Genomic DNA, 25,458 nt, shown 5'->3' with positions numbered 1-25,458 from the left:
GGGGGGGGTTGGGACGACGAACAAGGGGCGTGGGTGGGGGGGTCCTGTTGTTTGAGGGCCCGCAGGGCCCGAGTTCGGGGGGACCACCCACGCCCCTTGTTCGTCGACCCGGCCCCCGCCGCTCCCTCAACCCGGCCGCTTCACCACATCCACAAAACTCTCCACGCTCCGCCCATCCGCCACCCCGATCACCCGTGACTCCCGCGACGGCCCCGTCGATCGCACCACCTCGTCGAGTGGCACGCCCCACGCGCGCGCCAGCGCCTCCAGCACTGCGCCCGCCAGCGTCCGCAGCACCGCGCGCCACGGCTCACCGCTCGGCGCTTCTTCGCTCGGCCACAGTGTCGGATCCCGCGCATCCAGGATCGCCGGCAGGTGCATCCGCACCACCAGCACGTTCGGCGCGAGCGTGATCTTCGCGCGCCACCACGGACCACGCCCGCGCTGGTGATCCCGCACGAGCAGCACCTCGTCCGGCACCACGTCCCACGCCGCGATCGCCTGCTCCGACAGCCATCCCTTGGCGCTCTCCGCGATCGGCAGCGCGCCGAGACGACCGCCGCACGCCCGCACGATCTGCGCGCACGCCATCTGCTCCGCCGGCTCCTTCACGAGCGCCGACAAGAGCGCCGCTTGCTCCGACGCCCACCGCGCGAGCTCCTGCCGCTCCACCACGGGCACCGCCGTCGCCTCTCGCGTCGCCCCGGGACGACCCACGAGCACGCCCGAGATCCCTCGCATCGAACACGCGCGCAGCCCGCCCACGGCCACCACGCCCGCGTACGTCGGGTGGATGCACGCGCGGCCCACCGTGTCGCCCGACGACGTCACGAGCGGCCGCAGGTTCTGCGCCATCTCCGGGATCTCGCGCGGCCAGAGCCTCTCGAACGGCTCGGGCTCCGGGCTCCACGTCCGGCCGAGCAGCTCGTAGCCGTCGATCGTCATCCAGTCCGACGCCGGCACCACGCGCGTGCGCTTGCCGTGTGCGTCCTCCACGTCGAGGTGCACGTCGAGCGCCGGGCAGAGCCACGCGCAGAGCTCCTCCAGCGTCCAGCAGCGATCGTGCCCGCGCCGGTAGAAGATCCCGTCCGGTGCGTCCGGCGGCGCGCGCAGCCACACCCGCACGCGTGTCCCCGCGTCGCTCATCACCTCCGCGTCCGCGGCCGCGCGCAGGATCGGGCGCGTCGTCCCGCCCGCATAGAGCTCGAGCACGCTCGTCTCCTTCCGCCCCCGATCGGACGTGCGTGTCGTGACCCGGGCCCTTTGACCCCAAAGGAACACCGCGAAGGGCCCGAGCCCGCCGCCTCCGCGGCGGAAGCCCTTCGCCAGGAGCCCCGGCGGATCCCGGCGCAAGAGCAGCGACGACCAGTACTCGCTCGCCGTGTCGCGCAGCGGCGCCGAGAGCGCCTCTGCGGGCATCCCCGTGCCCGTGTCCTCGATCTCCAGCCAGTGCCCTTCCTCGTCCTCGCCGAGCCGCACCGTGATCGTGCCCCAGTCGCTCGGCCACTCCTCCAGCATGCGCCGCGCGCGCACCGCGCTCGCCGCGTTCTGCACGAGCTCGCGCAGCGGCATCGACGCGTCGCTCTCGTCGAGCCGCGTCGCGCCGAGCCGCTCCACGAGCGACGGGATGTCCGTCACGTGCACCCGCGTATCCACCGGCGTCCATCCCTCGACGGGGAGGAAATCCGCGAGCCGGCTCGGGTCCTCCACGCCTGCCACGCCGCGCGCCACGAGCCTCGGCCGACCTGCCTCCGCGAGCAGCGTGTCCACGATCCGCAGCTCGCGATCCACCGCGACCAGCGTGTCCATCCCGAGCCAGAACGCGGGCGCCTCTTCCACCGTGAAGGGGCTGTCGGCGAGGAAGATCAGCCGGCTGTTCGCGACGTACGGCTCGCGCAGCTTCTCCTGCAAGATCCAGTGCTCCCGCCGCGCCCCCGCGGGCCTGCGCGCCGCGCGCCAGAAGTGCGGCGCGCGCGAAAAATCGATCCGCGCCACGTCCGCGACGCGCAAGAGGCAGGCGAGCTTGAATGCGTCCACCGTCCAGCCCGAGGGCATCCCGGCGAGCGGCGCGATCGTCTCGTGGAAGTGCTCCGGCAGCTCCGTCGCGAGCCACAGGTGGCTCCGCGCGACGCGGCCGATCGTCGACCCGTAGGCCTGCCGGAGCTCCACCGGCTCGACCAGGTGGTGCTCTTGCCCGTGCGCGTCCCCGTATGGCGCGAGCGCGAGCCGCTCGGCGTGCCTGGCGTAGAGCACGCGCAGCGCCTCTGCGATCGCGTCTTCTTCGATGTCGGCCGGCGGCTGCTGCAGCTCGGCCGTCGTCGGCGCGCGCCCGAGCTTGCGCACCAGCATGCCCACGACCGCGTCGAGCCACGTGCGCTCGCCCTTCAGCGCGTCCGCCCCGCCGTGCATCGTCGCCAGCGCGAGCGCGAGATCGTGCACGACGAGCGACGACGCGAGCACGAACGCCTCGGGCGGCGTCAGCGAGAAGCTCGGCCCTGCCACCGTGTCTGCGCTGATCCACAGATCGTCGGTGTGCAAAAGGTCCGCGAGGCTCGGCTCGTCGGTGCGCGCTGCGACCATCTCGTTCGCGATGGCCGTGGCGCGCCCGCGGATGCGCGAAAGCGCGTCGCGCAAGGTCGCGCGAGGCCCCGCTGCGTCGTCGGCCCCGCGGGGCGCGAGCGTGCTTTCCCAGAGCGTGGACGTCTCGAGGTGCGCCATCTTCCGAGGGTAGTCCGACTCGGCCCGCGAGGGGGAGGGGGGAAGGGGCGGGGCAGGAAGAGGGCGGGGCAGGAAGAGGGCGGGGCAGGAAGGAGCGTGCGCATCACCCGCGGCGCACGCGAGGCGCTACGGCGAGGGCGAGCGTGGCGCCTGCGTGGCGGCTTTTTCCGAGCCTTCCCGCGGGAACCGCTCCTTGTGCGTCACGAGCATCCGCTCGGCGATCGCGACCACGTCGCCTACGTCCTTGCCGTAGCCGTCGGCGTGGATTTCCTCGGCGAACGAGGGCGTGGTCACGGCGCCGCCGATCATCACCACGTGCGGCAGACCTTGGCCTCGCACGGCGTCGATGACGTCTTTCATGCGCATCATCGTCGTCGTCATGAGCGCCGACAGGCCGATGATCTGCGCCTTGTGCTCGCGCGCGGCGGCGAGGATGTCTTCGAGCGGCACGTTGCGCCCGAGGTCGTGCACGTCGAAGCCGAAGTTGCGGAGCATCAGGCCCACGATGTTCTTGCCGATGTCCGGCCCTCGCGGATCGCCTGCGAGAACACCCACCCGCGTGGCCCGGTCCACGAAGAACGTTCCGACCGCGTCGAGGAACCACGCCTCGGCCGGCTCGCCGCGCCGCGCGAGCTCATCGAGCGCCTCGTCCCATCGCTCGCCGAGCGTGACGACCAGGAACGCGACCTCGCGCGCGCCGCGGAACCGCTCCGCGAGCACGGCCGAACGCAAGAGCCCAGGCGGCGTCCCCTGCGTGACCCCTCGAACGAGGCCATCCCGAGCGCGCGATCGAGCGCGAGCGTGATCGCGTCCCGCACCCCGCGCTCGTCGATGTCGGCGATCCGGGTCGCGTGGGGCACCCGGAGCGCGCGCAGGACCTCGCGCTCGTCCGGCGCTGGGATCCCGCTTCGCATCATGTTCACGCCGCGACGTAGGAGCCGCATGCCCTTTTGTTCCGTAGCGTCATCTACCACTGGCAAGTGGCTAGGAGGTTGCCTATCTTAGGGAGCGTCTGGGAGCCGCCGACCTCAGCGCGGCCTCTGCGACGCACACCACCCGCGTCCATGGCTTCTCCGGACGAGGCTACGAGGAGAACTATGTCTATCAGCATCACGCCTAAGGCAGCCGAGAAGGTCGTCGAGATTGCGACGGCCGAGGATCTCATGGGGCAGGGCCTGCGTCTGCGTGTCATCGGCGGCGGTTGTGCCGGCTTCTCCTACGATCTCTACTTCGAGGACAAGCCGACCGACCTCGACGAGACCTTCGAGGACAAAGGCATCAAGCTCTACGTCGACCCGCTGAGCTATCAGTACCTCGACGGGACGGAGATTGATTACGTGGAAGGCCTCCACGGCTCGGGGTTCAAGTTCTCGAACCCGAACACGAAGAGCACCTGCGGCTGCGGCTCTTCGTTCTCCGCCTAGCACGCTCTCCCGCGCTCTCCCGCGCCCCACCGCGGCGCTCGTCCGCGCCGCGCCGCCCGCTCCCCCGCGGACGGCAAACACCTCGAAAATCCCCACGGACTTCCGGCTTTCTGCGTTCTTCGGGCCTTCCCGAAGTGTGCATTCACGGCCGTTCCGGTCGCACAGCGTGCAGCCACGCCGCACCCAGGGTCCTTCCTCTCTGGGGCCATGTCACCCCGTGAGCCAGGGGCGTGCCACACGCGGTCCAGGTTCGAACCAATCGCGGGCGGCGTGAGTCATGCAGGGAGTCGGTCCGTCGGGGCCGACGTCCTCGAAGGCCCCTCGAAACGGCGTCCACGGCGGGTAGGCCGAGCGACTACGCGGTGCGCCCACGGAAATCGCACCTTTCATGAGAATGAGGGAAGACGTGCAGACCTCTCGAGACCAAAGCAGCGCGGTTTCTCGATATATCGCGCATGTTCGGCAAATTCCGGAGCTCTCGCGCGAGGAGGAGGTCGAGCTCGCCCGTGCTTTCCGGGATCGGGGAGACGAGCGCGCGGCCGCACGGCTGGCGCTCGCCAACCTGCGGCATGTCGTGTCCATCGCGATCAGCTACCGGCGTTATGGCATTCCTCTCGCCGATCTCATCGCCGAGGGGAACTTCGGGATCGTGCACGCGATCCGCAAGTACGACCCGGATCGCGGCAATCGGTTCGTCACGTATGCGGCATACTGGATCCGTGCGTACATCCTGAACCACGTGATTCATTCATGGAGCCTCGTCGGCGTCGGATCCGGCCCGCTCCGGTCGAAGATGTTCTTCCGTCTCCGCCGAGAGCGCGCGCGTATCGCGGGGCTCGTGGGCGAAGGCGAAGCGGGGGACAAGCTCCTCGCCGAGAAGTTTGGCGCGCCCGCGGAGAAGGTCGTCGAGATGGCCCGCCGGCTCGAAGCCCGGGACGTCTCGCTCGATACGAAGGTGTTCGAGGACGGCGCGCGTTCGCTCGTCGATACCCTGGTCGCCGAGGACCAGGATCAAGAGGAGCGATTCTCGCGCGCCGAGGAGGGAGCGCTTTTGCGCGAGCGCCTCGAGCAAGCGGTGCAGAACCTCGATCCGCGCGAGCGATACATCGTGGAGACGCGCATGATGGCCGATCCGGAGGAGGAGCTCTCGCTCGCCGAGATTGGCAGGCGCCTCGGCGTCTCGCGCGAGCGCGCGCGCCAGCTCGAGGCCCGCGCCAAGCGCAAGCTGCGCGACCGGCTCCACCCGCTCGCGGCTTGATCTCTCCGCCCGTGCCGCTGCAGCAGCAGCAGCAGCAGCAGCAGCAGCGGCAGCGGAAGCGGAAGTTCATTGGGTTCCACGACCACCGCGGTCGCCATTCCCGCCTCGATCTCGGCGAGCTCCTCGGGGCAGGGCCGGTCTCGTGAGGGCCGCTCGCTGGTCTCCGCTGTGAAGATGCCCCTCGGGCAAGTCTCGCTGCCATTCCCCAAAGCACACCGCCAAGAGCTGCGCTGAGGCCCGGCCTTCGGTGCACGTCACGCGCGCGCTGTTTGCCGGCGCCGAGGTATACGTGTGCCATCGGTGCAAGATCATTCGATGATGAGCTCGACCGTCCGCGCGAGGCCCACGTAGGGTGGCGTCATGCCGTAGCCGGGAATACGGCCGCAGCGGAGGGGGCCGACCGACGGCTCCTGCGCGAGGGCAAAGCGGCCGGTCATGTGCTTCGAGCGCGCCTTGCGACGCCCGAACGCATCTGCTTATGTAGATGAGCACATACATGGACCTCGCTGGAACCGTTGGCACGCTCAACATGCTCGGCGACGAGAGCCGTCTCCGCTTGTGCGCCTTGCTCCTCGAGCGGGAGCTCAGCGTCACGGATCTCGTGAAGATCACCGGCATCTCGCAGTCGCGGGTGTCCACGCATCTGGCGCGCCTTCGCGAGGGCGGCATCGTCCGCGACCGGCGGGACGGGCAGCGCTCCTTCTACGTGCTCGCGAAGGAGTCCTTGTCCAGCACCGCGAAGACCGTCCTCGACGCGGCTACGAGATCAGGCGATCCGACGCTCGAGCGCGACAAGCGCCGGCTGTCGTTTCTCGATGACGAGCGCTGCGGAGCGCTCCCGGATTCGTTCGTCGGCGAGATGGAGCGTCACTACTCGCCAGGCCGCACGTGGCAGTCGCTGTCCGTGGGGATCGCGGCGCTGCTCGACCTCGGGGAGGTGCTCGATGTCGGGTCGGGGGACGGCGCTGCGGCCGGCTATCTCGCTCCGTACTGCGCGTCGCTCACGTGCATCGACACGAACGCCCGGATGATCGAGGCCGCGACGAAGCGCCTCGCTCGTCACAAGAACGTGCGCGCAGAGGTCGCCGACATGCACGAGCTCCCGTTCCGCGCGGCGTCCTTCGACGCGATCGTCCTCTTTCACACGCTGACCTATGCGGAGAGGCCGCAGCGAGCGCTCGAGGAGTGCGCGCGCGTGCTGCGCCCGAACGGCCGTCTGGTGGCGCTCACGCTCGACGCGCACGAGCATCGGACGATCACCGCGGCCTACGGCGAACGCCACCCCGGCTTCGCTCCTCGAACCCTGAAGCGGATGCTCTCCCGAGCCGGCCTCACCGTCACGTTCGCCGACGTCACGTGCCGCGAACCCAAGAAGCCCCATTTCGAAGTCGTCCTCGCCATCGCCACCAAGCCGAACGCCTGACATGAGCACCAACGACATCCATCCCCTCGTCTCCTTGCTCCAGAAGCGCATCGCCATCATCGACGGCGCGATGGGGACGACCATCCGTTCCTACGCGATGACGGAGGCGGACATCCGCGGCGACAGGTTCCGGGATTCGAAGAAGGATCTCCTCAACAACGGAGATCTCTTCACGCTGACGCAGCCCAAGATGATCGGCGACATCCATCGCCGCTTCCTCGAGGCCGGCGCTGACATCATCGAGACGAACACGTTCAGCGCCACCAGCATCGGGCAGAGCGAGTTCTTCGTCGACGATCCGCGCGAGCACGGCGGCAAGAAGGACCCCGCGTTCTACCAGAAGATCCTCGAGGACAAGTTCCTCGACGAGCTCGCGTGGGAGATCAACGAGCAGTCCGCGCGCCAGTGCCGCGAATGGGCCGACCGCATCGGCTCGGCAGACGGCAAACCGCGCTTCGTCGCCGGAGCCATCGGACCGCTCACCGTCTCGCTCTCCAACTCGCCCGACGCCGACAACGCCGGCTTCCGCGTGGTCACGTTCGATCAGGTCAAGGCGGCCTACGTTCGCCAGATCCGGGCGCTCATCGCGGGCGGCTCGGACGTGCTCCTCGTCGAGACCATCTTCGACTCCCTCAACGCCAAGGCCGCGATCGTCGCGATCCAGGAGGTCTTCGCCGAGGACGGCAAGGTCCTCCCGGTGATGATCTCCGCTGCCGTCGGCCGCGGCGGCGAGACGATGATCTCCGCGCAGACCGTGGAGGCGCTCTGGACGGCGGTGAAGCACGTAAAGCCGCTCTCCATCGGGCTCAATTGCTCGCTCGGCCCCGACCTCATGTACCCGTTCCTCGCGGAGCTCTCGGAGAAGGCGGACGCCGCGATCTCCTGCTATCCGAACGCCGGCTTGCCCAACCCGCTCGCCCCGACGGGCTTCGATCTCGAGCCGCCCGACATGGGGCGCTTCCTTGCGGAGTTCGCGAACGCGGGCCTCGTCAACATCGCGGGCGGCTGTTGCGGCAACACGCCGGAGCACATCGCGGCGATCGCGAAGGCGCTCGAGGACAAGCCGCCGCGCGCGCTCAGGCCGCCCGTCGCCGCCGAGGGCCCCCTGCGCCTCTCCGGCTCTCAGCCGTTCACCCAGCAGCCCGGCGTCTACATGATGATCGGCGAACGGACGAACGTCGCCGGTTCACCCAGGTTCGCCAAGCTCATCAAGGAGGGGAACTACGAGACCGCGGTGAGCGTCGCGCGCCAGCAGGTCGAGAGCGGGGCCAACGTCATCGACATCTGCATGGACGAGGGGATGATCGACGGCGTCCTTGCCATGACCCGGTTCCTCCTTCTCCTGGGCAGCGAGCCGGAGGTCGCGAAGGTGCCGTTCATGGTCGACTCCTCCAAGTGGGAGGTCATCGAGGCTGGCCTGAAGTGCCTGCAGGGCAAGGGCATCGTGAACTCCATCTCGCTCAAGGAGGGCGAGGCGAAGTTCCTCGAGAACGCGCGAAAGATCCGAAAGTACGGCGCGGCGGTCGTCGTCATGGCGTTCGACGAGCAGGGGCAGGCCGCGACGTACGAGGACAAGATCCGCATCTGCGAGCGCGCGTATCGTCTCCTCGTCGACGCCGTCGCATTCCCGCCGGAGGACATCATCTTCGACCCGAACATCCTCACCGTCGCGACCGGCATCGAGGAGCACAACAACTACGCCGTCGACTTCATCAACGCGACGCGCTGGATCAAGGAGAACCTGCCCGGGGCGAAGGTCAGCGGAGGCGTCTCCAACGTGTCGTTCAGCTTCCGCGGGAACAATGAGGTCCGGGAGGCGATGCACTCGGCGTTCCTCTTTCATGCCATCCGAGCCGGGATGGACATGGGCATCGTGAACGCCGGCATGCTCGAGGTGTACGAGGAGATCGAGCCCGAGCTCCGCGAGCTCGTCGAGGACGTGCTCCTCAATCGTCGGCCCGACGCGACCGAGCGCCTCGTCGACTTCGGCGAGCAGCTGAAGGCCAAGAACGCGGGCGCCGCCGCGACGAAGAAGGGGGAGGAGGAGTGGCGCAAGGGCACGATCGAAGAGCGGCTCTCGCACGCGCTCGTGAAGGGCATCGACACGTTCATCGACGCCGACACCGAGGAGGCGCGATTGAAGCTCGGTCGGCCCCTCGCCGTGATCGAGGGCCCGCTCATGGACGGCATGAGCGTGGTCGGCGACCTCTTCGGCGCGGGCAAGATGTTCCTTCCCCAGGTCGTGAAGTCTGCGCGCGTGATGAAGAAGGCCGTCGCATACCTCACGCCATTCATGGAGCAAGAGAAGCTCGAGATGGCGGCGCGCGGCGAGGAGGTCCGCACGCAGGGCAAGATCGTGCTCGCGACGGTGAAAGGCGACGTCCACGACATCGGCAAGAACATCGTCGGCGTCGTGCTCGCCTGCAACAACTACGAGGTCGTCGACATGGGCGTGATGGTGCCTTGCGACAAGATCCTCGAACGCGCGAAGGCCGAGAACGCGGACCTCATCGGCCTCAGCGGTCTCATCACCCCATCGCTCGACGAGATGGCGCACGTGGCTCGCGAGATGGAGCGCCAGGGCTTCAAGCTGCCGCTCCTCATCGGCGGCGCGACCACGAGCCGGGCGCACACCGCGATCAAGATCGCGCCATGCTACAGCGAGCCGGTGGTGCACGTACTCGACGCGAGCCGCGCCGTTCCGGTCACCACGAGCCTGCTCAGCGAGGACGGCCGGGCCGCCTTCGTGGAGCAGCATCGGAGCGAATACGAAAAGCTGCGCCGGCTGCACACAGGGACGAGGCAGAAGCTCATGACCCTCGAGGCCGCCCGGGCGAACCGCACGCCCATCACGTGGCGTCCCGAGGACATCGCAGCGCCGCGTCGGATCGGCACGCGCGTGTTCCCCGACGTCCCGCTCACCACGCTTCGCGACTACATCGACTGGACGCCGTTCTTCCACACGTGGGAGCTCAAGGGCGTCTATCCCCGGATCCTTTCGCACGAGAAGTACGGGGCAGAGGCCAAGAAGCTGTTCGCAGAAGCGAACGTGCTGCTCGACGAGATCATCGCCAAGAAGCTGCTCACGGCGCGCGGCGTATACGGCATCTTCCCCGCCGAGGCGGTGGGTGACGACGTGCAGCTGTACACCGACGCGTCACGCAAGACCCGGCTCGCCACGTTCCACTTCCTCCGCCAGCAAGGCGTCACCGAGAAGGGCGGCCCGTGCCGCTCCCTCTCGGACTTCATCGCGCCGGAAGGCTGTGGCCTCCGCGATCATCTCGGCGCGTTCGCGGTGACGACGGGGATCGGGCTGCACGAGCTCTGCGACTCCTTCCGCAAACAGCACGACGACTACAGCGCGATCATGGCCGAGGCGCTCGCCGACAGGCTCGCCGAGGCCTTCGCCGAATATCTGCACAAAGAAGCGCGGATCGAATGGGGCTTCGGCGAGGACGAGGACCTCTCGCCCGAGCAGCTCATCGCGGAGAAGTACCGCGGCATCCGTCCTGCCGCAGGCTACCCCGCCTGTCCCGATCACACGGAGAAGGGCACGCTGTGGGCGTTGCTCGACGTCGAGCGGAACACGGGGATGCGCATCACCGAGTCGTTCGCGATGTGGCCGGGCTCGAGCGTGAGTGGTCTCTACTTCGCCCACCCGGAGGCGCGCTATTTCACGCTTGGCAAGATCGATCGTGATCAGGTCGCGGACTACAAAGTCCGCAAAGGCATGACGACAGAGGAAGTCGAGCGATGGCTCAGCCCCAATCTCGGCTACGACCCGGCGAGCACGGACGAGGCGACCTCGTTGCCTCGTTCGGCTTGATGCCCGGGAGCGGGCGGTGCGCGTCATCATTGGCCTCGAGCGCAATCGGCACGCGCCCCCTGCGTCCAGCATTGCGACCCGTACCCGTGTAGAATCCGAGACAGGGACGTGGCCGCGTTCTATCGCAACGAGCTCGTGCTGGACGACGACGGCGTGTGGCGTGTTCCTCATTCAGGCGGGCGTGGGGCGCGAGTCCAAGCGGACGACAAAGTAGCTCGACACCGCCGCGCATGCGACGGCAATGCGGGACGGGCAGGGTGTGCGATTGCGCGCGCGGTCGGTGCTCGCCGGGGCGAAACGGGTGCTCTTGCTCTCCGGGAATATCGAAGCCGTCCATAGAATCGAGGTCCTGCTCGAACGCGAGTCCGCGGCCGCCGAGGACGCCGAAGGGCTGGAGAAGCGCGGCGGCCCGCAAGCGGCGCTCGATCTCGATGCGAAGGCGACGGCGCTCCGTGACGCGGCCAAGGCCAAGGCGGAGCCGCGGGGGACCCCTGTGGAGACCGAGACGCTGGACCTCCTCGACGGGATCATCGTGAGCCTCGCGCGGACGGCGCGCGAGGCGGCCGAGGCCGCGGCGCGGGAGCTCGGCGAGCCCGCCGTCGCGACGGCGTTCGAGCTCTCGGCGCTGTAAAAACGGCGCGGCAAGAAGAAGGCGGACGAGATGAACGTGAGCCGTGGGCCGCAGGGCCGCTAGAACGGCGACATCTCGACTTTCGGATCGGGGGGCGTTATCTTCCGCCTCGTCGCAGCGGAGCAGGTGATCGCCGGCGGGTTTCCGCGGGAGGAAAGTCCGAGCTCCGCAGGGCAGGGTGCCGGGTAACGCCCGGTGAGGGTGACCTCGAGGAGAGTGCAACAGAGAACCAGACCGCCGGCTTGAAGGTGCCCTCGTGGTGCTCGTCCAGTCGGTAAGGGTGAAACGGTGGGGTAAGAGCCCACCGCATCTCCGGTAACGGGGGTGGCATGGCAAACCCCACCCGGTGCAAGGCCGCGTAGGGAGGCGATGGGATCGAGAGGTCCCGGGAGGACGGCCCGTCCGATGCCTCCGGGTTGGCTGCTGGAGGCACGTAGCAATGCGTGTCCTAGAGGAATGATCGCCGGCGCTCCGGGGGTGACCTCGGGGCGAGACAGAACTCGGCTTATGAGCCGCTGCGACCGAGAGGCTCCGATCGAAAGATCGGGGCCTTTCGCTTTTTATCGCTCGTGCGTCGAATGCGTGGACAACCGAGCGACGTCGGCCGCCGAAGCGGGCTCAGCCGTAAAGGTTTTTCCGGGCGATGCCGGGCACGTCCTCGCCTCGTATGGCGTGGCCTCGGTCGTATGTTACGTTGTGGCAACCCGTCCGTCGTCCCTTCACCGATGGAGCAAACCATCCCCTCCGAAGTGCCCGCGCGCTCCACATTTGCCGTGATCTGGCCCTGGCTGCTCGCGATTTCCGTCGCGATGGCCTCGATTGCGATGGCCCTCCTGCTGGTCCGGCCGCTCGACGGCCTGTTCCTGGTGGTGCCGATCGGGATCCTCGCGCTTTTGGCGCTCGTCGTGGGGTTTTTTCCGAGCCTGGTTTCGCTCGTCCTCTCCACGGTCGGCTTCGGGTGGTACTGGTTTGTGGGGTCGTCGGGGGACGAGCCTCCGGGGGTGGTCTTTCCCTACGTATTCCGGCTCGTCACATTTTTCGTGACCGGCACGATTGTGATCCTCGTCATGAGCTCGGAGCGCCGGGCGCGGCGGCGCGCGCAGGACGAGCGTTGGCTCGCCGAGCAAATGCGGCTGGAGGCCGAGCGAGCCGCCATGGCCGCGCGGGCCTCGCTCGCGGCGCTCCACGAGAGCGAAGAGCGCCATCGTGCCCTCGCCGAGGCGCTCTCGGAGGCCGATCGTCGCAAAGACGAGTTTCTGGCCATTCTCTCGCACGAGCTCCGAAACCCTTTGGCTCCGGTTCGCAACAGCCTCTACGTGCTCGGCCGCGCGGCGCCCGGCAGCGAGCAGGCGAAGCGCGCCGAGCGCGTGATCGAGCGGCAAATCGTTCACATGACGCGCCTCATCGACGACCTGCTCGACGTGACGCGTATCTCGCGCGGCAAGATCCACCTCCAGCACGGGCCGATCGAGCTTTGCGAGCTCGTGCATCGCGCCGTCGAGGATCTCCGCTCGGTCTTCGAACAGGGCGGGGTGACGCTCAGCGTGGAGCTGCCCGACGGGCCCGTGTGGGTGAACGGCGACGGGACGCGGCTCGCGCAGATCGTCGGCAATTTGCTGCACAATGCGGCCAAATTCACGGATCGCGGCGGGCGGGTGCAGGTCGTGGTGTCGCTCGCGGAGGGAGGGCGAACCTGCATTCGCGTGAGCGATACCGGGATGGGCATTGCGCCGGAGCTCTTGCCGCATCTTTTTCATCCCTTCACGCAGGCCGACAGGACGCTCACGCGGAGCCGCGGGGGGCTCGGCCTCGGCCTCTCGCTGGTCAAGGGCCTGGTCGCGCTGCACGGTGGTGACGTGCGCGCCGAGAGCGAGGGCCCGGGCCGGGGCGCCACCTTCACGATCGAGCTGCCCGTGCGGGAGCCCGCGGCCCCGAGCGGCGCGGCGAGCGTGGGCCGCGAGGAGCATCGCTGCGGCCGGATCCTGGTCATCGAGGACAACGCGGACGCGGCCGCGAGCCTCGCCGAGGCGCTCGCGGTCGGGCGGCGCAACGTGCACGTGGAGGTCGCCCATTCCGGCCCCGAGGGGATCGAGAAAGCGGGGAGCTTCGATCCCGAGGTGATCCTGTGTGATCTCGGTTTGCCCGGGATGAACGGTTATGAGGTCGCGCAGGCGCTCCGCGCGGATCCGACGCACCGGGACAGGATCCTGATCGCGCTCACGGGGTATGCCTCGCCCGAGGATCGGAAGCTCTCGCGGGCGGCCGGCTTCGATCGGCACCTCGCGAAGCCATTGGACCTCAAAACGCTGGATCGGCTGCTCGCGGAGCTCTGTGATTCCGTGCGGCCGGCCGGGCGGGCGTCCGCGGCGTGATGTAGCTGGAAATCTTTTCGAAGGGATTGCCGACGTCGACGTTCATGGTCGGCGCATCCACGGACGTTGTCATTCGCAGCCCATACCATCGGGGGCGGGCAGGCCGCAGGTCGAGAGCCAGTCGAGCAGGAGTTGCTTGTCGGCCTCGGGGATCGTGGCCATGAGGGGCATGAAGCCGCTTTCGACGACCTCGGCCATACGCACGAAACGGGGCTTCGTGGTCACGCCGTGGAGCTCGCGCGTATCCTCGTACGTGAGCAGCGAGTAAGGCGCGCCCGAGAGCGGCGGCGATTGATGACAGCCGTGGCAGTGCGTCTGGAGGACGGCAAAGACGTCGCACGGGAAATCGCCGGTGGCCGGTGTGTCGTCGCAGGTCGGGCCTGCGTCGCCGCCGCCGCCGCCGCCCGCGCCGCTCGTCGGCAGGGGAGGGATCGGGGGGCTGCCGGGCGGGACACATTGCCCACCGAGGCAACCTTCTTCGAGATCCGCGGTGCACGCGAAGCCGAGGGCGGCGAGGAGAGAGAACAAGGCGATCGGCGCGAGGCGACGGAAAAGGAGAGGCATTGCGGGAGAATAGCGCAACCCGGCGGGCGTGGCGTGGCGGCTCTTTCGGGGAAACAACCCGAGCCCCGCGAACGCCGCGGGGCTCGGGAGAGGCGTGGACCTCGCGCGAGGAGCGAGGTCGGTCGCTCTCATTTGCAGGTGTCGGACATCGCGATCGTGTGCGGGCAATGCGTCGCCGCGGCCGTCTCGTCGCTCGCCGCCACCGAGAGGTGGTAGAGGCGGCACTCGGTCGTATTGCCGGCCGTGAAGTTCGCCGCGTTGTACGTCATGTTCGCGGCGGTCCAGGCCATGCATGACGTCATGCATTCGCCTTCCTGCGGCCACTGGGTGGGGCACGTCTCCACCGCGAGCGAGCAGAAGGCCTGGCAGAGCGAGCCGCACGTCGCGCCGCCGCTCGGGCCGCCGTGCTGGCAGTGCGTCGCCGGATCTCCCGTCGCCGCGCTCGTGTGATAGATGCGACACTGCATCGTGTTGCCGGCCGCGTCGCCGTCTTTGCCGTCGGCCGGGAGGCCCGCGCAGCTCCCCATGCAGCTCGTCTTATCGGCATACTGCTGATTTTCACCCGTGCAGTTCGCCGCGATGTCCGTGCAGTACTTGTCGCAGTCGACCGCGGCGCTGCCGCCCGAGCCGCCCGAGCCGCCCATGCCGCCGGTGCCGCCCATGCCGCCGGACGCACCCGCGCCGCCCGAACCACCCGAACCGCCGGATCCGCCGCTGTTCTCATCGCCGCAGCCCGTCGCCGCGATGAGAGAGGTGGAAGCGAGCAAAGCACCCAGGAAAACAAGTCCATGTTTGGTCATGTAAAGCACTCTCTCCGTTGTCCGACCAGAACGTCAGCCTTCGGGCGTCCCCCGTGCGAAATTCGCTCGCAAAGGGGAGCACGCCCAGGGCGAGAGGGGTCGGAGTCCATGCATACGTGCGGCGTCGCGCGGCAGTTCCATGGGGTCGATGTCCGCGCTCCGCGCAGGAATCTTTGGTGGCAGTGATTTTGCTCACGCTTCTCGCGGGCCGCGATTTCCTGCTCTCGTCGCGGCATAAGGTGGACACCGGACGCCGCGTCGATTCCGGGGACGGTTTGTTTACCTACGAATCAAGAGCAGTCGGTAGAATGTGAAAAAAATGGAGCGTGCCCCGAAGGGCGGCTCCATTCCGACGCGGGAGCCGCGACGGCGCACTGGCTCGACCGTGTCCGCGCCGCACACCGGGGGCCGGCTCACGCGCTCCCGAAATGCAATCGCCGAAGGCCGCATGGCAAGAGCTGCTCGCCCGCCCGCTCTCCAGACCGTCCAGGGCTTCCTTTTTTCGTTCCGGTTGAACGTCTGACGACCATGGCGGAGCTTCGTCGTCTGGCCCGGCGATTGCTCATGCTCGCGTGACATGTCGACGCGACCCTCGCCCAGAAATGTTCTCGCCGCGAAGAGCGAAAGCACGAGCGACGCGGCGCCCATCTCGTCGAACCGGGGCAGTGGCATCCGTCGCGCCGTCCTGCCCGAGCCCCTGCCCCCGCCGAGCGACGCGCTCGCCGCAGCGCTGACGTTCCTCGAGGGCGTGGCCTCGCGGAGGATGTGCCGGGAAGAGCTGCGCTCCTGGATCGACCGGAACCTCGTGCAGTCCGGTTACATGGCCCGTCCCTGGCGGATTCAGGAGCCGCTGTTCGGTGCGGTGCCCGCCGACAAGCACTGCAGCTCGTTCCTGCCCGAGATCCCGCCGACGGACGAGACGGCCGCGATTTTGGTCCGCACGCGCGCGCGTGTGGTCGGCCACCTGCGCGGGCTGCTCCGGTCCCCAGCCGACGACCGCTTCCTCTCGGCCGCGATCTTCGCCGGCCGCGTCCGGAGGGTCGTCGTGGGCGATACGATGCAATGGGTGCCGCGGCCCCGGAGCCACGATATCCTGAGCGACATCGTGACGAGCCTGTTCGTATCGGACATCCTCGGCCGGCGGGAGTTTTACGCGCAAAACCTGTGCGTCTGCGATACCTGTGGTCGCGTGCGCTTCGACCCGGAGCCGCCGCAGCGCAACAAGTGCTTCTTCTGCTAGGGCATCGAGGCGCCGTCCTCCCCTGACGTTCCCCGCCCGCGAACAAGGCGTTGCCAAGCGCGCTTCTTCGTGGGTGAAGTAGGGGCATGATCGATCTGCGCTCGGATACCGTGACGCGGCCCACCGCCGCGATGCGGGAGGCCATGGCCCGGGCCGAGGTGGGCGACGACGTCTACGGGGAGGACCCGACGGTCGCGCGCCTGGAGAAGCTCACCGCCGAGATCACCGGCAAAGCGGCGGCGTTGTTCGTGCCGAGCGGGACGATGAGCAACCAGATCGCCCTGCTCTGCCACACGCAGCGCGGCGACGAGGTGATCATCGGCGAAGGCGCGCACTGCGCGTTCTACGAGTCGGGCGCGGGCGCGGCCTGGTCCGGGGTGCAGTTCGAGGTCGCCGGGCGCGGAGGGCTCTTCGGGCCGGAGGAGCTGCAAGCGGTCATCAAGCCGCCGGCCGACTACCACCCACGGACGCGGGTCGTGGCGCTGGAGAACACGCACAACCGAGCGGGCGGTCGGGTGTTCCCGCAGCGCGACGTGATCGCGATCGCCGAGGTCGCGCGGGCGCACGGGCTCGCGATGCACCTCGACGGCGCGCGCGTGTGGAACGCCTCGGTCGCGTCGGGGCTCTCGGTCGCCGAGCTGTGTGCGCCATTCGACACGGTGAGTGTTTGCTTCTCAAAGGGTCTCGGCGCGCCGGTGGGATCGGCGATCTGCGGCGACGCGGCGACGATCGTACGAGCGCGTAGGTTCCGGAAGATGCTCGGCGGTGGCATGCGGCAGGTCGGCGTGCTCGCGGCGGGCGCGCTGTACGCGCTCGAGCATCACCGCGCGCGGCTCGCGGAGGATCACGCCGCGGCGCGTGTGATCGGCGCGGCGATCCGCGAGGTGCCCGGGGCGAACGTGCGCGAAGTCGAGACGAACCTCGTGCAGGTGGATCTGCCCGTGGCGGCCGACGAACTCGTCGCGGCGGCGCGCGCGCGTGGCGTGCTCGTCAGCGCATCGGGCCCGCGGCGCGTGCGCGTGGTGACGCACCTCGATCTGCCGGCCGCGCGCCTCGCCGAGGCCGCGGCTGCGCTCGCGGAGGCGACACGCGAGGTCGTCACGCGAAAGGCGACGCCCGCGTGAGCACGAAGCGCGTCGCCGGGTTCGTCCTCGCGTGGTGGCTCGTGGGGTGCGGGCCGAGCCTCGGCGACGCGTACGAGCGCTCGTTCGCCGCGGGACAGCGCGCGCATCACGCGGGGCGCTACGAGGAGGCCGCGAAGAGCTACGACGAGGCCGCGCGCGTCGCCGAGCGCGTGAAGGATCGCGACGAGGCCCTCTTCCTCGTGGCGCGTATGCACGAGCGGCGCGGCGCGCACGTCGAGGCGAAGGCCGCGCTCCAGAAGCTCGCCGAGACGTCGCCCGATGGGCCACGCGCAGGCCGCGCCGCGTTCGAGCTCGCCGATCTCGAGATCACGCACGGCGACGCGGAGCGCGGGTACGGGATGCTCTTCGACGCGACGGCGAAGCACACGAAGCACGGCCTCGCGCGCAGAGCGGTGAAGCGGATCGTGGAGCACGAGCGCGAGCGCGGCGGCGACGAGGCGGTGCTCGCGTGGGCGAAGGGGCCGGCGCGGATCCTGCGGAACACGGACCTCGAAGAGAACGTCGACTACGAAGCGGCGCTCGCGCTCGAGCGGCTCGGGCGGCTCGCGGAGGCACGCGACGCGCTCGTCGCGCTCTCCGTCGCGCACCCGTATCCGTACGGGACGCTGACGGACGACGCGCTCTGGCACGCGTCGTTGATCGAGGAGAAGCTCGGGCGTTACGAGGCGGCGATCACGCACCTGCGCACGCTGCTCGCGGCGCGCGAGTCCTCGCACCTCACGGGCAGCTACGAGCGACCGCGATACTCACCGGCGCAGATGCGCATCGCGGTGCTCTACCGCGATCGGCTGCACGACCATCGCGCCGCGCGCCGCGAGATGCACAAGCTCTACGCCGATCATCCGACGTCCGACCTGCGTGACGACGCGCTCTGGGCCGAGGCGCGCCTCGCGCATGAAGACGGCGACAAGGACGAGGCTTGCGACCTCGTCACGCGTCTGCGCAAGGATTTTTCCGACTCGCGGTACGCGCGCTGCGCGCACCTCGTCTGCGACGAAATGAGGCCCGCGCCGAACGAAAAGCCGTGCGCGGGCTACATCGAGCAAGAAGTGAGCGGACGGAAGGACGAGGATCCTGCGGATCCCGCGGCCGACTGACGGCGGACGTCAGTCCTCGTCGTCAGTCTCTTCCTCGAGCTCCTCGTCGTCCTCGTCATCGAGGTCGTCGTCGTCGTCGTCGAGGTCGTCGTCGTCCTCGACTTCTTCCTCGTCCTCTTCTTCACGCTGCTCGTACTTGAGATCGATGCCCATCTCGCCGAGCTGCGTTTCAAGAAGTTCGAAGAGCTCGTCGACGTCGTCGCCGCTCCACTCGTCGAGGACGTCGGTCAAGAATTCGAAGAAGTCACCGCTGTCGAGCCGTCGCTCGATTTCTTCGACCTGCTCCTCGCTGAACGCCTCGAGGACGTCCTCGCGCAGGGCCTCCGTATCGCCTTCGTCGATCGCGTCCGCAGCGGAGAGGCGGATCTGCTTAACCGCACGCTTGTCGAGGTGGATCTCCATGAGCGTGGCTCCGTTTAGGCGACCAACCATGGCGACGTCAAGCGCGCCGATGATCGGCGAAGAGGTTTCCGAGACGTTGGCGCAGGCGCGCGCCGCGTCAAGGATCGAGCTCCCGGAGAGCTCCGTGACCAGGACCCACCCGTCCCGCGCCTCGGGCCGCGCCTTCCCGGGCCTCGCCCGGAGCGGAAAGGGGAAGGGACGAGAGCCCCGCCCGCGCTCCGCGAGAGGCATGCGCGCGGCGGGTTGCGGGCTCGGGCCCAGACGCGTAGCGTGAGCGCCGGTGAGCGCGCGACGGCCCTTCGGTCTGCTCCTCTGCGCCTCTCTGCTCGCCGCCTCCGGTCCGGCGCGTGGTGAGCCGAGCGCCGCGCTGCCTCCCGCGAATGCGCCTCTTCGTGTCCTCGGGGGCGTCCGTCCACCGCCGCTGCACGTCGAGTACATCCAATACGGGGTGGCCATCGTGGCGGAGACGAACCTCGACGCGGGCGCGGTCTGCGCACCCCAAGGTGGAAAGACCGCGCCGTGCATCCTGGGCGGAGCCGGCGGGCTCGCGATCCGCGGCGGGTATCGGTCCGCCGGGCCGTGGTACATCGGCGGGGCCTACCAGTTCGCGAAGATGGACTCGAGCAACCTCTACCGGCTCGGGATCTTCCAGCAGCTCCGCTTCGAGATGCGCTACCTGCCGGACTTCGGCACCCGCGCCGCGCCTTACGCTTCCTGGGGGATCGGCGCGCTCGCGTATGGAAACGAGTGGGGCGTCGAGACGGGCGGCGGGCTGCTCTTCGGCGGCCTCGGCGTCGAAATCGAGCTCTCCCGGGTGGCGATCCTGGGCTTCGGGCTGGTGTACCGGCCGATGCTCATCGCCGGATGGACCGACACGGCGGGGGCCGTCCGGGCCACGGGCGTGGCGCACTTTTTGGGCGCCGAGTTCCAGTTCGAGATCCGCAGCGAGATCGGGCGCAGGTAGCGCGGAGCGGCCCGCGGGGCGCCCTTTTCGTGTCGGACTTGCGCTCGGGCACTTGACTCGAAAGCGCCTCCGCGGTCCTCTCGCGCTGTGATCTGCGACGTCTGCGGTCGTGAAAACGCCGACAACCTGACGTTTTGCCTGGATTGCGGCAGGCGCCTCCGGACCCAGGGGCGCGGCGTGCCGCCCACACCGCCCCACGGCATCGAGCGCGTCGAGCGCGCCGCCGTCCCCGAGGTCCGAAGCACGGACGACGCGCCGAGCTCCACGCCCGCGATCGCCTCGAACCCCGCTCCCTCGGCGAACCCGACATCCGGGAACCCGACATCCGGGAGCCCGACGTCCGGGAGTCCGACGTCCGGGAGTCCGACATCCGGGAGTCCGACATCCGGGAGTCCGACATCCGGGAGTCCAACCTCCGGGAGTCCGACGTCCGGCAGTCCGACATCCGGCGGCTCGGCTTCGTCGCCCAAACCCTCGGCGCCGCGCTCGCGGCCCGAGGCCCCCGCGCTCCAGTTCACCGTCTCGTTCGGCGCCGATGCGATCACGACCTGTCCGAGCTGTCGCTCGTCGAATCCGCCCGGATACCGCTTCTGCGTGACGTGTGGCGCTTCGCTTGGTCGTCCCCCGGCCGCTTCGAACGAATCCGCCGTCGTGCGTCGCGCGCCGGAGTCCGAGCCCGAGCCCGTGGCCGCGCCGCCTTCGCCTCCTTCACCTCTGCCTGCGGAGCCTCCCGCGGCGGCTCTCGCCCCCGCGCCGATCACGCAGACGCCGGCGGCCCGGCCCGTGGTTCCGCGCTCCGTGGTCGCGCCGAACCCGGAGAGCACGCCGGCCACGATCCCCGACGACACGGGGGACAAGATCATCGGCGCGCCCGTCGTTGGGATCGCGACGGCCCGGACCGGCCCTCCACGGCTCGTCCGTTGTGCGCGTTGCCACGGTCATTCCGCCGAGGGCATGCGCTTCTGCAAGTACTGCGGCGCGCCGCTCGACGAGGGGGAGAAGGCCGCCGCCCGCACGGAGGCCGAGCCCACGTTCGCCGAGCCCGTGACCGCGGGGCGCCGGGACGAGAGGCTCGTGTCCACGTTCGTCGCCCCCGCGCCCGCGCCGTCCGTCACGCCGAGCGGGCGCCTGCAGACCGGCCGGCTGGTCGTGATCGTGGAGGACGGCAGCGAAGGCAAGTCGTTTCCGCTCGTGGATCGCCAGGTCGACGTCGGCCGGTCCGAGGGGGACATCCTCCTCTCGGACGATCTGTACGTCTCCCCGCGGCATGCGCGCCTCTTGCCCCAGGGGGGTCGGTGGATCCTCCGGAATCTGCATTCCACGAACGGGGTCTACCGGCGTATCCGGGAACCGCACGCGCTGAAAGACGGCGACTTGCTCCTCCTGGGCCTCGAAGTGTTACAGTTCGAAACCGTGAACGACGCGGAGCGAGGGCTCGGGCATGCAACCCAGCATGGGACCCTGTTGTTCGGGTCTCCCTCGACCCCACGGCGCGCACGGCTCTGTCAGCGGACGGTCGAGGGCGTGACCCGCGACGTGTACCATCTGTTCCGGGATGAAACGGTGATCGGTCGAGAGGTGGGAGACATCGTTTTCACGGCCGACCCGTTCCTGTCGAGGCGGCACGCCGTCCTGCGCAGGAGCCCGATGAGCGGGGAGTTCACGATCGCGGATCTGGATTCCTCCAACGGCACCTACGTCGCGATCCGCGCGGACGTCACCCTCGACAACGGCGACTACCTACGCATCGGCCAGCACCTGTTCCGGGTGGACCTCTCGTAGTGAGCCCATGAGCGAACAAGCCTCCCGAGAGACGCAGCCCGACTCGAACCGCCCCGCGGAAAGCGCCGAGGGTCTGCCCAGCGAGCGCAAGCCGAAGAAGTCCGCTCCGATCAAGCTGCGCTTGTTCGGTCGAACGGACGTGGGTCAGGTGCGCGAGCACAACGAGGACAACTTCATCGTCGCGGACCTGACGAAGGCGAGCCGCGGCTTGATGGAGACCGATCGCAACCAGCTCGTCGGCGAGCGCGGCGTGCTGCTCGGCGTCTGCGACGGCATGGGCGGCGCGGCGGCCGGCGAGGTCGCAAGCCAGCTCGCGGTCGACATCATCTTCCAGAAGATGATCTCGGGCGAGTCGCCGAAGGATCACGACGAGCTCGCGGCGCGGCTCGTGCACGCGATCGAGTCGGCGGGCCTGCGCATTTTCAGCGAGGCGAAGCTCGATCGTACGCGGCGCGGGATGGGCACGACGTCCACCGTGTCGGCGCTCGTCGACGATCACCTCTTCATCGGCCAGGTCGGCGACAGCCGCGCGTACATCCTGCGCGGCGACCGGCTCGTGCAGGTGACGCGTGATCAGTCGCTCGTGAACCAGCTCATCGAGGCCGGTCAGCTCACCGAGGAGGAGGCCGAGACCTTCGAGCACAACAACATCATCCTGCAGGCGCTCGGCACCTCGGACAGCGTGCAGGTGGACCTCACGTTCGTCGAGCTCAAGCGCGGCGACACGCTCCTGCTTTGCTCGGACGGCCTCTCGGGCATGGTGCGCAACGAGGAGATCCGCGAGGTCCTGCGCACGATCGATGATCCGCTCGAGGTCTGCAAGACGCTCACCGATCGGGCGAACCAGGCGGGCGGTCACGACAACATCACGGTCGTCGTGTCGAAGTTCGAGGGCGAGGCGCTGCCCGAGCCGACGGAAGAGGACATCACGGGGCTGCGCTACCGCAAGTACCAGCTCCCCGAGCCCATGCCGCCGAGCTCGCTCAACGCCCCCGATCCGAGCCGCCGTGTCAAGGAGCTCGATCAGCCGAAGATTTCGGTGCCGCTCACGCCGCTGCCCTCGTCGACCTCGTCCGAAGGGAACCGCCGCGAGAGCGACTCCGAGCGGCGGGAAGACGCCTCCAAGGACGGAGAGGGTCCATCTTCGTACGGGCCGCGTTCGCACGGCCCTGACGATCCGATCCACATCCCGACCGACGGCGCGCCGCAGTGGCTCATCGTCATGATGATCGCGAGTGCGCTCGCGTGTATCACGATCGCCGGCTACTACCTGCTCAAGCCCTAGCGTTCGCCCTCGCAAGCGCTGGCGAAGCCCGCCCGCCAAAAATATACTCGCGGGATGCCGAGCGAGGTGCCGCGCGAGGCGATGGACGCAGACGGTCGTGTGGACGTCGCGACCGCGCAGCGCATCGTGGAGAACGCGGTCGCGCGCGCGACGAGCGGGCCTGACAAGAGTGCGAGCATCATCGAGGCGAAGGTCGCGGAGGCGACGCGGCGAGGCGCGCGGCTGAACGCGCTGCTCGCGTTTGGCGTGGCCGTGACGCTGGTCGCGCTCGGGGTGGCGGCCTTCGTCGTGTATCGATCGCAGCGCGCGGCGGCGATCCTGACGACCGAGGCGGGGCTTGGCGCGCGCCCGGTGGCGGCGCCCGTGGGCACGTTGCCGACGAAGGTGCTCTCGGGGCGCGAGATCTACGAGCAGAACAAGGGCGCGCTTTACGTCCTCGCGTACAAGCAGAACCGCCTCATCAGCGGCTGCTGCAGCGCCTTCGCGATCGACAAGAACCAGCTCGTGACGAACGCCCACTGCGTCACGTCGTGCGGAGCCCGCGGCGGAAAGCCCGTGGTCGTGCAGAACGAGTCGGCGGGGAAGGTCGAGCTCGAGGTCGTCGCGCAGCGCGCGCACCCGACCTACAGCACCTCGTCGAAGCGCGCGGACACACCCGACGTGGCGCTGCTGCGCGTGAAGGGGACGTTGCCCGGGGCCGTCACGCTGGCGAGCGACGCGGAGCTGCGCGCGCTCGGGCCGGGCGATGACGTGTACGTGCTCGGCTTCCCTGGGCGGGTGATGGATCCGGTGAGCCCGTCGGCGACGTTCTTGAGCGGGCACCTCGGCCGGCTGATGGGCTTCGACGAGCAGGCCACGTCGGCGGACAAGGCCGCGGTGATCTTGCACGACGCGGTCACGCGCGGCGGCAACAGCGGCAGCCCGATCTTCAACCAGTACGGCCACGTCGTCGGCGTCCATGCGGCCCACATGGACGACGAGGAAAACATCTCCATCGACGGGCAGAAGACGACGATCGTGCAAGCCTCTCCCTACCGCATCGGCATGCGGATCGATCTCGTCCGCGGGGTGCCCACGCCTTGAACCTCCGGATCGTGCACATCGCAGGGCAAAAAGCGGGGACGTCGCAGATCTTCGAACGTGACGTCGTGCGGCTCGGCCGCGCGCCGGACAACGACGTCGTCTTCGACGCGAACCACGATCGCGAGGCGAGTGGCCATCACGCGGAGCTGCGTCGCGAGGGCGGCGCCTGGTACGTCGTGGATCTCGGCAGCCGCAACGGGACGTTCGCCGGCGGGCAGCGGGTCCATCAGCGGCACCCGCTCGCCTCGGGGACCGAGGTGAGCTTCGGCGCGAAGGGCCCGCGGATCCTGATCGAGCTCGTGCCCGCCGCGCCGCCGATGGCGCCTCTCCCACCGATGCCGCCGATGCAGCCGCCGCCGCTGGGCATCGCGCCCGCCGCGGCGCCGCCGCGCATGCAGATCGCGCAGGCCGTGCAGCCGGCGCCGCCGGCGGGCGCGCGCGTCGGGCAACGGACGATCGCGATGATGATCTCGCAGGCCGTGGCCGTGGCGAGCGGGCGCCAGAAGTTCGGTCGGACGGCGGAGCTCAACGCGATCGTCGAAGAGAAGGTCACGGCGGCGACGGCGTCACAACGCAGGACGGCGTACGTGCTCGGCGCGCTCCTCGTGGTCGCGCTGCTCGCGCTCGGCGGGCTCATCTTCTGGAGCACACGCTCGCAGGACGAGATCCAGCACCTGCGCGAGGAGCTCGCGCAGATGCCGCCCGAGGATCCGCGCCGCAAGGAGATCGAGGGGCGGCTCGGCAACCTCCACCCGTCGAACGCGAGCTTCGGCCGAAACCTCTACGACCGATCGAAGAAGGGCATCTTCATGCTCGCCTCGAAGGGCGAGGGCTTCTGCACGGCGTTCGCCGTCCGGCCCTCGATGCTCGCGACGAGCGCGCACTGCATCCAGGAGGCGAAGGCGAAGGGCTCGGTGGTCGCGCTGGAGAACGAGGGGCGCGGGCAGGCGCGCTTCGACGTGATCGAGATGCGCACGCACCCGAGCTATCGGCCGACCGATCAGGAGAGCATCACGCCCGACGTCGGCGTCGTGACCATCCGGGGCCGCTCGGCCGTCGTGCTGGAGATCGCGACGAAGCAAGAGCTCTCGGGGATGGGCGCGGGCGACGACGTCTACCTCATCGGCTTTCCCGGCCGCTTGATGGACACGACGAACCCCGCCGCGACGTTCCTCGCCGCGCACATCGGCCGCGTCACGAGCGCGTCGGGCCGTCCCGCGGCATACCAGGACGCCTGGCTCGTGCAGCACGACGCCGCGACGACACGCGGCTCGAACGGAAGCCCCGTCTGGAGCGGCCAGGGCAAGGTGATCGCGGTGAACTCGGGCGGCTACCTCGAAGAGGGCGAGGAGAAGATCGCAGGTCGGAAGACGGAGGTCGTGAAGGCCTCGCCCTACAAGTTCGGCATGCGGATCGATCTCGTCGAGGCGCTGCTCAAGTAGGC

General features: G+C 69.1%; 21 protein-coding genes and 1 other RNA gene. 16 read left to right on the top strand and 6 right to left on the bottom strand.

Annotated elements, in window-relative coordinates:
• Positions 1 to 126 precede the first annotated feature (126 nt).
• Positions 127 to 2,718 carry an HD domain-containing protein gene (locus E8A74_RS55595; protein WP_136931466.1) on the bottom strand — a complete coding sequence of 864 codons (2,592 nt, stop codon included), beginning with the start codon at positions 2,716 to 2,718 and terminating at the stop codon, positions 127 to 129.
• 126 nt (positions 2,719 to 2,844) lie between these two features.
• Positions 2,845 to 3,450: a cobalamin-dependent protein gene (locus E8A74_RS54065; RefSeq protein ID WP_211365436.1), complete on the bottom strand. Its 606-nt coding sequence runs from the start codon at positions 3,448 to 3,450 to the stop codon at positions 2,845 to 2,847.
• 365 nt (positions 3,451 to 3,815) lie between these two features.
• On the opposite strand from E8A74_RS54065, the gene erpA reads away from it, so the two are divergent.
• The 3 genes from erpA to E8A74_RS52630 all read left to right on the top strand — a co-directional run bounded on the left by erpA (position 3,816) and on the right by E8A74_RS52630 (position 5,546).
• Positions 3,816 to 4,142, top strand: a complete 327-nt coding sequence (gene erpA / locus E8A74_RS24400) for an iron-sulfur cluster insertion protein ErpA (protein ID WP_136931465.1) — start codon at positions 3,816 to 3,818, stop codon at positions 4,140 to 4,142.
• A gap of 406 nt (positions 4,143 to 4,548) precedes the next feature.
• Positions 4,549 to 5,400, top strand: a complete 852-nt coding sequence (locus tag E8A74_RS24395; protein ID WP_136931464.1) for a sigma-70 family RNA polymerase sigma factor — start codon at positions 4,549 to 4,551, stop codon at positions 5,398 to 5,400.
• Positions 5,397 to 5,546 carry a hypothetical protein gene (locus tag E8A74_RS52630; protein WP_170229337.1) on the top strand — a complete coding sequence of 50 codons (150 nt, stop codon included), beginning with the start codon at positions 5,397 to 5,399 and terminating at the stop codon, positions 5,544 to 5,546. Before E8A74_RS24395 ends, E8A74_RS52630 begins: the two co-directional genes overlap by 4 nt.
• 162 nt (positions 5,547 to 5,708) lie before the next feature.
• Here E8A74_RS52630 and E8A74_RS55590 read toward each other — a convergent pair whose 3' ends face one another.
• A complete protein-coding gene (locus E8A74_RS55590) occupies positions 5,709 to 5,837 on the bottom strand; it encodes a hypothetical protein (RefSeq protein WP_269749890.1) in 129 nt (42 codons plus the stop codon).
• A gap of 59 nt (positions 5,838 to 5,896) precedes the next feature.
• Here E8A74_RS55590 and E8A74_RS24390 point away from each other — a divergent pair, with 59 nt between their 5' ends.
• The 5 genes from E8A74_RS24390 (at position 5,897) to E8A74_RS24370 (ending at position 13,652) form a co-directional block, all read left to right on the top strand.
• Positions 5,897 to 6,823, top strand: a complete 927-nt coding sequence (locus E8A74_RS24390) for an ArsR/SmtB family transcription factor (RefSeq protein ID WP_136931463.1) — start codon at positions 5,897 to 5,899, stop codon at positions 6,821 to 6,823.
• Between the two features lies 1 nt (position 6,824).
• Complete coding sequence (metH, locus tag E8A74_RS24385) at positions 6,825 to 10,649, top strand: methionine synthase (protein ID WP_136931462.1); 3,825 nt, start codon at positions 6,825 to 6,827, stop codon at positions 10,647 to 10,649.
• A gap of 259 nt (positions 10,650 to 10,908) precedes the next feature.
• The gene (locus E8A74_RS24380) at positions 10,909 to 11,280 is read left to right on the top strand and encodes a hypothetical protein (RefSeq protein ID WP_136931461.1); all 372 of its coding nucleotides are present in this window, start codon (positions 10,909 to 10,911) and stop codon (positions 11,278 to 11,280) included.
• 114 nt (positions 11,281 to 11,394) lie between these two features.
• Positions 11,395 to 11,803, top strand: an RNA gene (rnpB, locus tag E8A74_RS24375) — RNase P RNA component class A.
• Between the two features lie 202 nt (positions 11,804 to 12,005).
• Positions 12,006 to 13,652, top strand: coding sequence for a hybrid sensor histidine kinase/response regulator (locus tag E8A74_RS24370; protein ID WP_136931460.1), 1,647 nt, complete (start codon positions 12,006 to 12,008; stop codon positions 13,650 to 13,652).
• Between the two features lie 69 nt (positions 13,653 to 13,721).
• Here the strand turns inward: E8A74_RS24370 and E8A74_RS24365 are convergent, their stop codons facing one another.
• Both E8A74_RS24365 and E8A74_RS54060 read right to left on the bottom strand, forming a co-directional pair.
• Positions 13,722 to 14,216, bottom strand: coding sequence for a hypothetical protein (locus E8A74_RS24365; RefSeq protein ID WP_136931459.1), 495 nt, complete (start codon positions 14,214 to 14,216; stop codon positions 13,722 to 13,724).
• A 128-nt stretch (positions 14,217 to 14,344) separates the two neighbouring features.
• Positions 14,345 to 15,016, bottom strand: coding sequence for a hypothetical protein (locus E8A74_RS54060; protein ID WP_211365435.1), 672 nt, complete (start codon positions 15,014 to 15,016; stop codon positions 14,345 to 14,347).
• Between the two features lie 577 nt (positions 15,017 to 15,593).
• Here E8A74_RS54060 and E8A74_RS24355 point away from each other — a divergent pair.
• The 3 genes from E8A74_RS24355 to E8A74_RS24345 all read left to right on the top strand — a co-directional run bounded on the left by E8A74_RS24355 (position 15,594) and on the right by E8A74_RS24345 (position 18,498).
• Positions 15,594 to 16,256, top strand: coding sequence for a hypothetical protein (locus tag E8A74_RS24355; protein WP_136931458.1), 663 nt, complete (start codon positions 15,594 to 15,596; stop codon positions 16,254 to 16,256).
• An 86-nt stretch (positions 16,257 to 16,342) separates the two neighbouring features.
• Complete coding sequence (gene ltaE, locus E8A74_RS24350; protein WP_136931457.1) at positions 16,343 to 17,380, top strand: low-specificity L-threonine aldolase; 1,038 nt, start codon at positions 16,343 to 16,345, stop codon at positions 17,378 to 17,380.
• Entirely contained in the window at positions 17,377 to 18,498 is a 1,122-nt protein-coding gene (locus E8A74_RS24345) for a tetratricopeptide repeat protein (RefSeq protein WP_136931456.1), read from the top strand. Before ltaE ends, E8A74_RS24345 begins: the two co-directional genes overlap by 4 nt.
• Positions 18,499 to 18,507: 9 nt before the next feature.
• On the opposite strand, the gene E8A74_RS52625 is transcribed toward E8A74_RS24345, so the two are convergent.
• Positions 18,508 to 18,930: a hypothetical protein gene (locus tag E8A74_RS52625; RefSeq protein WP_170229336.1), complete on the bottom strand. Its 423-nt coding sequence runs from the start codon at positions 18,928 to 18,930 to the stop codon at positions 18,508 to 18,510.
• Positions 18,931 to 19,180: 250 nt separating this feature from the next.
• Between E8A74_RS52625 and E8A74_RS24335 the strand changes: the two genes are divergently transcribed.
• From E8A74_RS24335 to E8A74_RS24315, 5 genes are all read left to right on the top strand, one after another.
• Positions 19,181 to 19,864 carry a hypothetical protein gene (locus E8A74_RS24335; protein WP_136931455.1) on the top strand — a complete coding sequence of 228 codons (684 nt, stop codon included), beginning with the start codon at positions 19,181 to 19,183 and terminating at the stop codon, positions 19,862 to 19,864.
• Positions 19,865 to 20,515: 651 nt separating this feature from the next.
• Positions 20,516 to 21,646 (top strand): FHA domain-containing protein, encoded by a 1,131-nt coding sequence (locus tag E8A74_RS24330; protein ID WP_136931454.1) that lies wholly within the window; start codon positions 20,516 to 20,518, stop codon positions 21,644 to 21,646.
• A gap of 7 nt (positions 21,647 to 21,653) precedes the next feature.
• A complete protein-coding gene (locus E8A74_RS24325; protein WP_136931453.1) occupies positions 21,654 to 22,931 on the top strand; it encodes a Stp1/IreP family PP2C-type Ser/Thr phosphatase in 1,278 nt (425 codons plus the stop codon).
• A 54-nt stretch (positions 22,932 to 22,985) separates the two neighbouring features.
• A complete protein-coding gene (locus E8A74_RS24320) occupies positions 22,986 to 24,014 on the top strand; it encodes a trypsin-like serine peptidase (RefSeq protein ID WP_136931452.1) in 1,029 nt (342 codons plus the stop codon).
• Positions 24,011 to 25,456 (top strand): FHA domain-containing protein, encoded by a 1,446-nt coding sequence (locus tag E8A74_RS24315; protein ID WP_136931451.1) that lies wholly within the window; start codon positions 24,011 to 24,013, stop codon positions 25,454 to 25,456. Before E8A74_RS24320 ends, E8A74_RS24315 begins: the two co-directional genes overlap by 4 nt.
• Positions 25,457 to 25,458 lie beyond the last annotated feature (2 nt).

It is taken from the genome of Polyangium fumosum (genome assembly GCF_005144585.1).
In the GTDB taxonomy this organism is placed as follows: domain Bacteria; phylum Myxococcota_A; class Polyangia; order Polyangiales; family Polyangiaceae; genus Polyangium; species Polyangium fumosum.
This window is presented reverse-complemented; position numbering and strand designations above follow the sequence as displayed.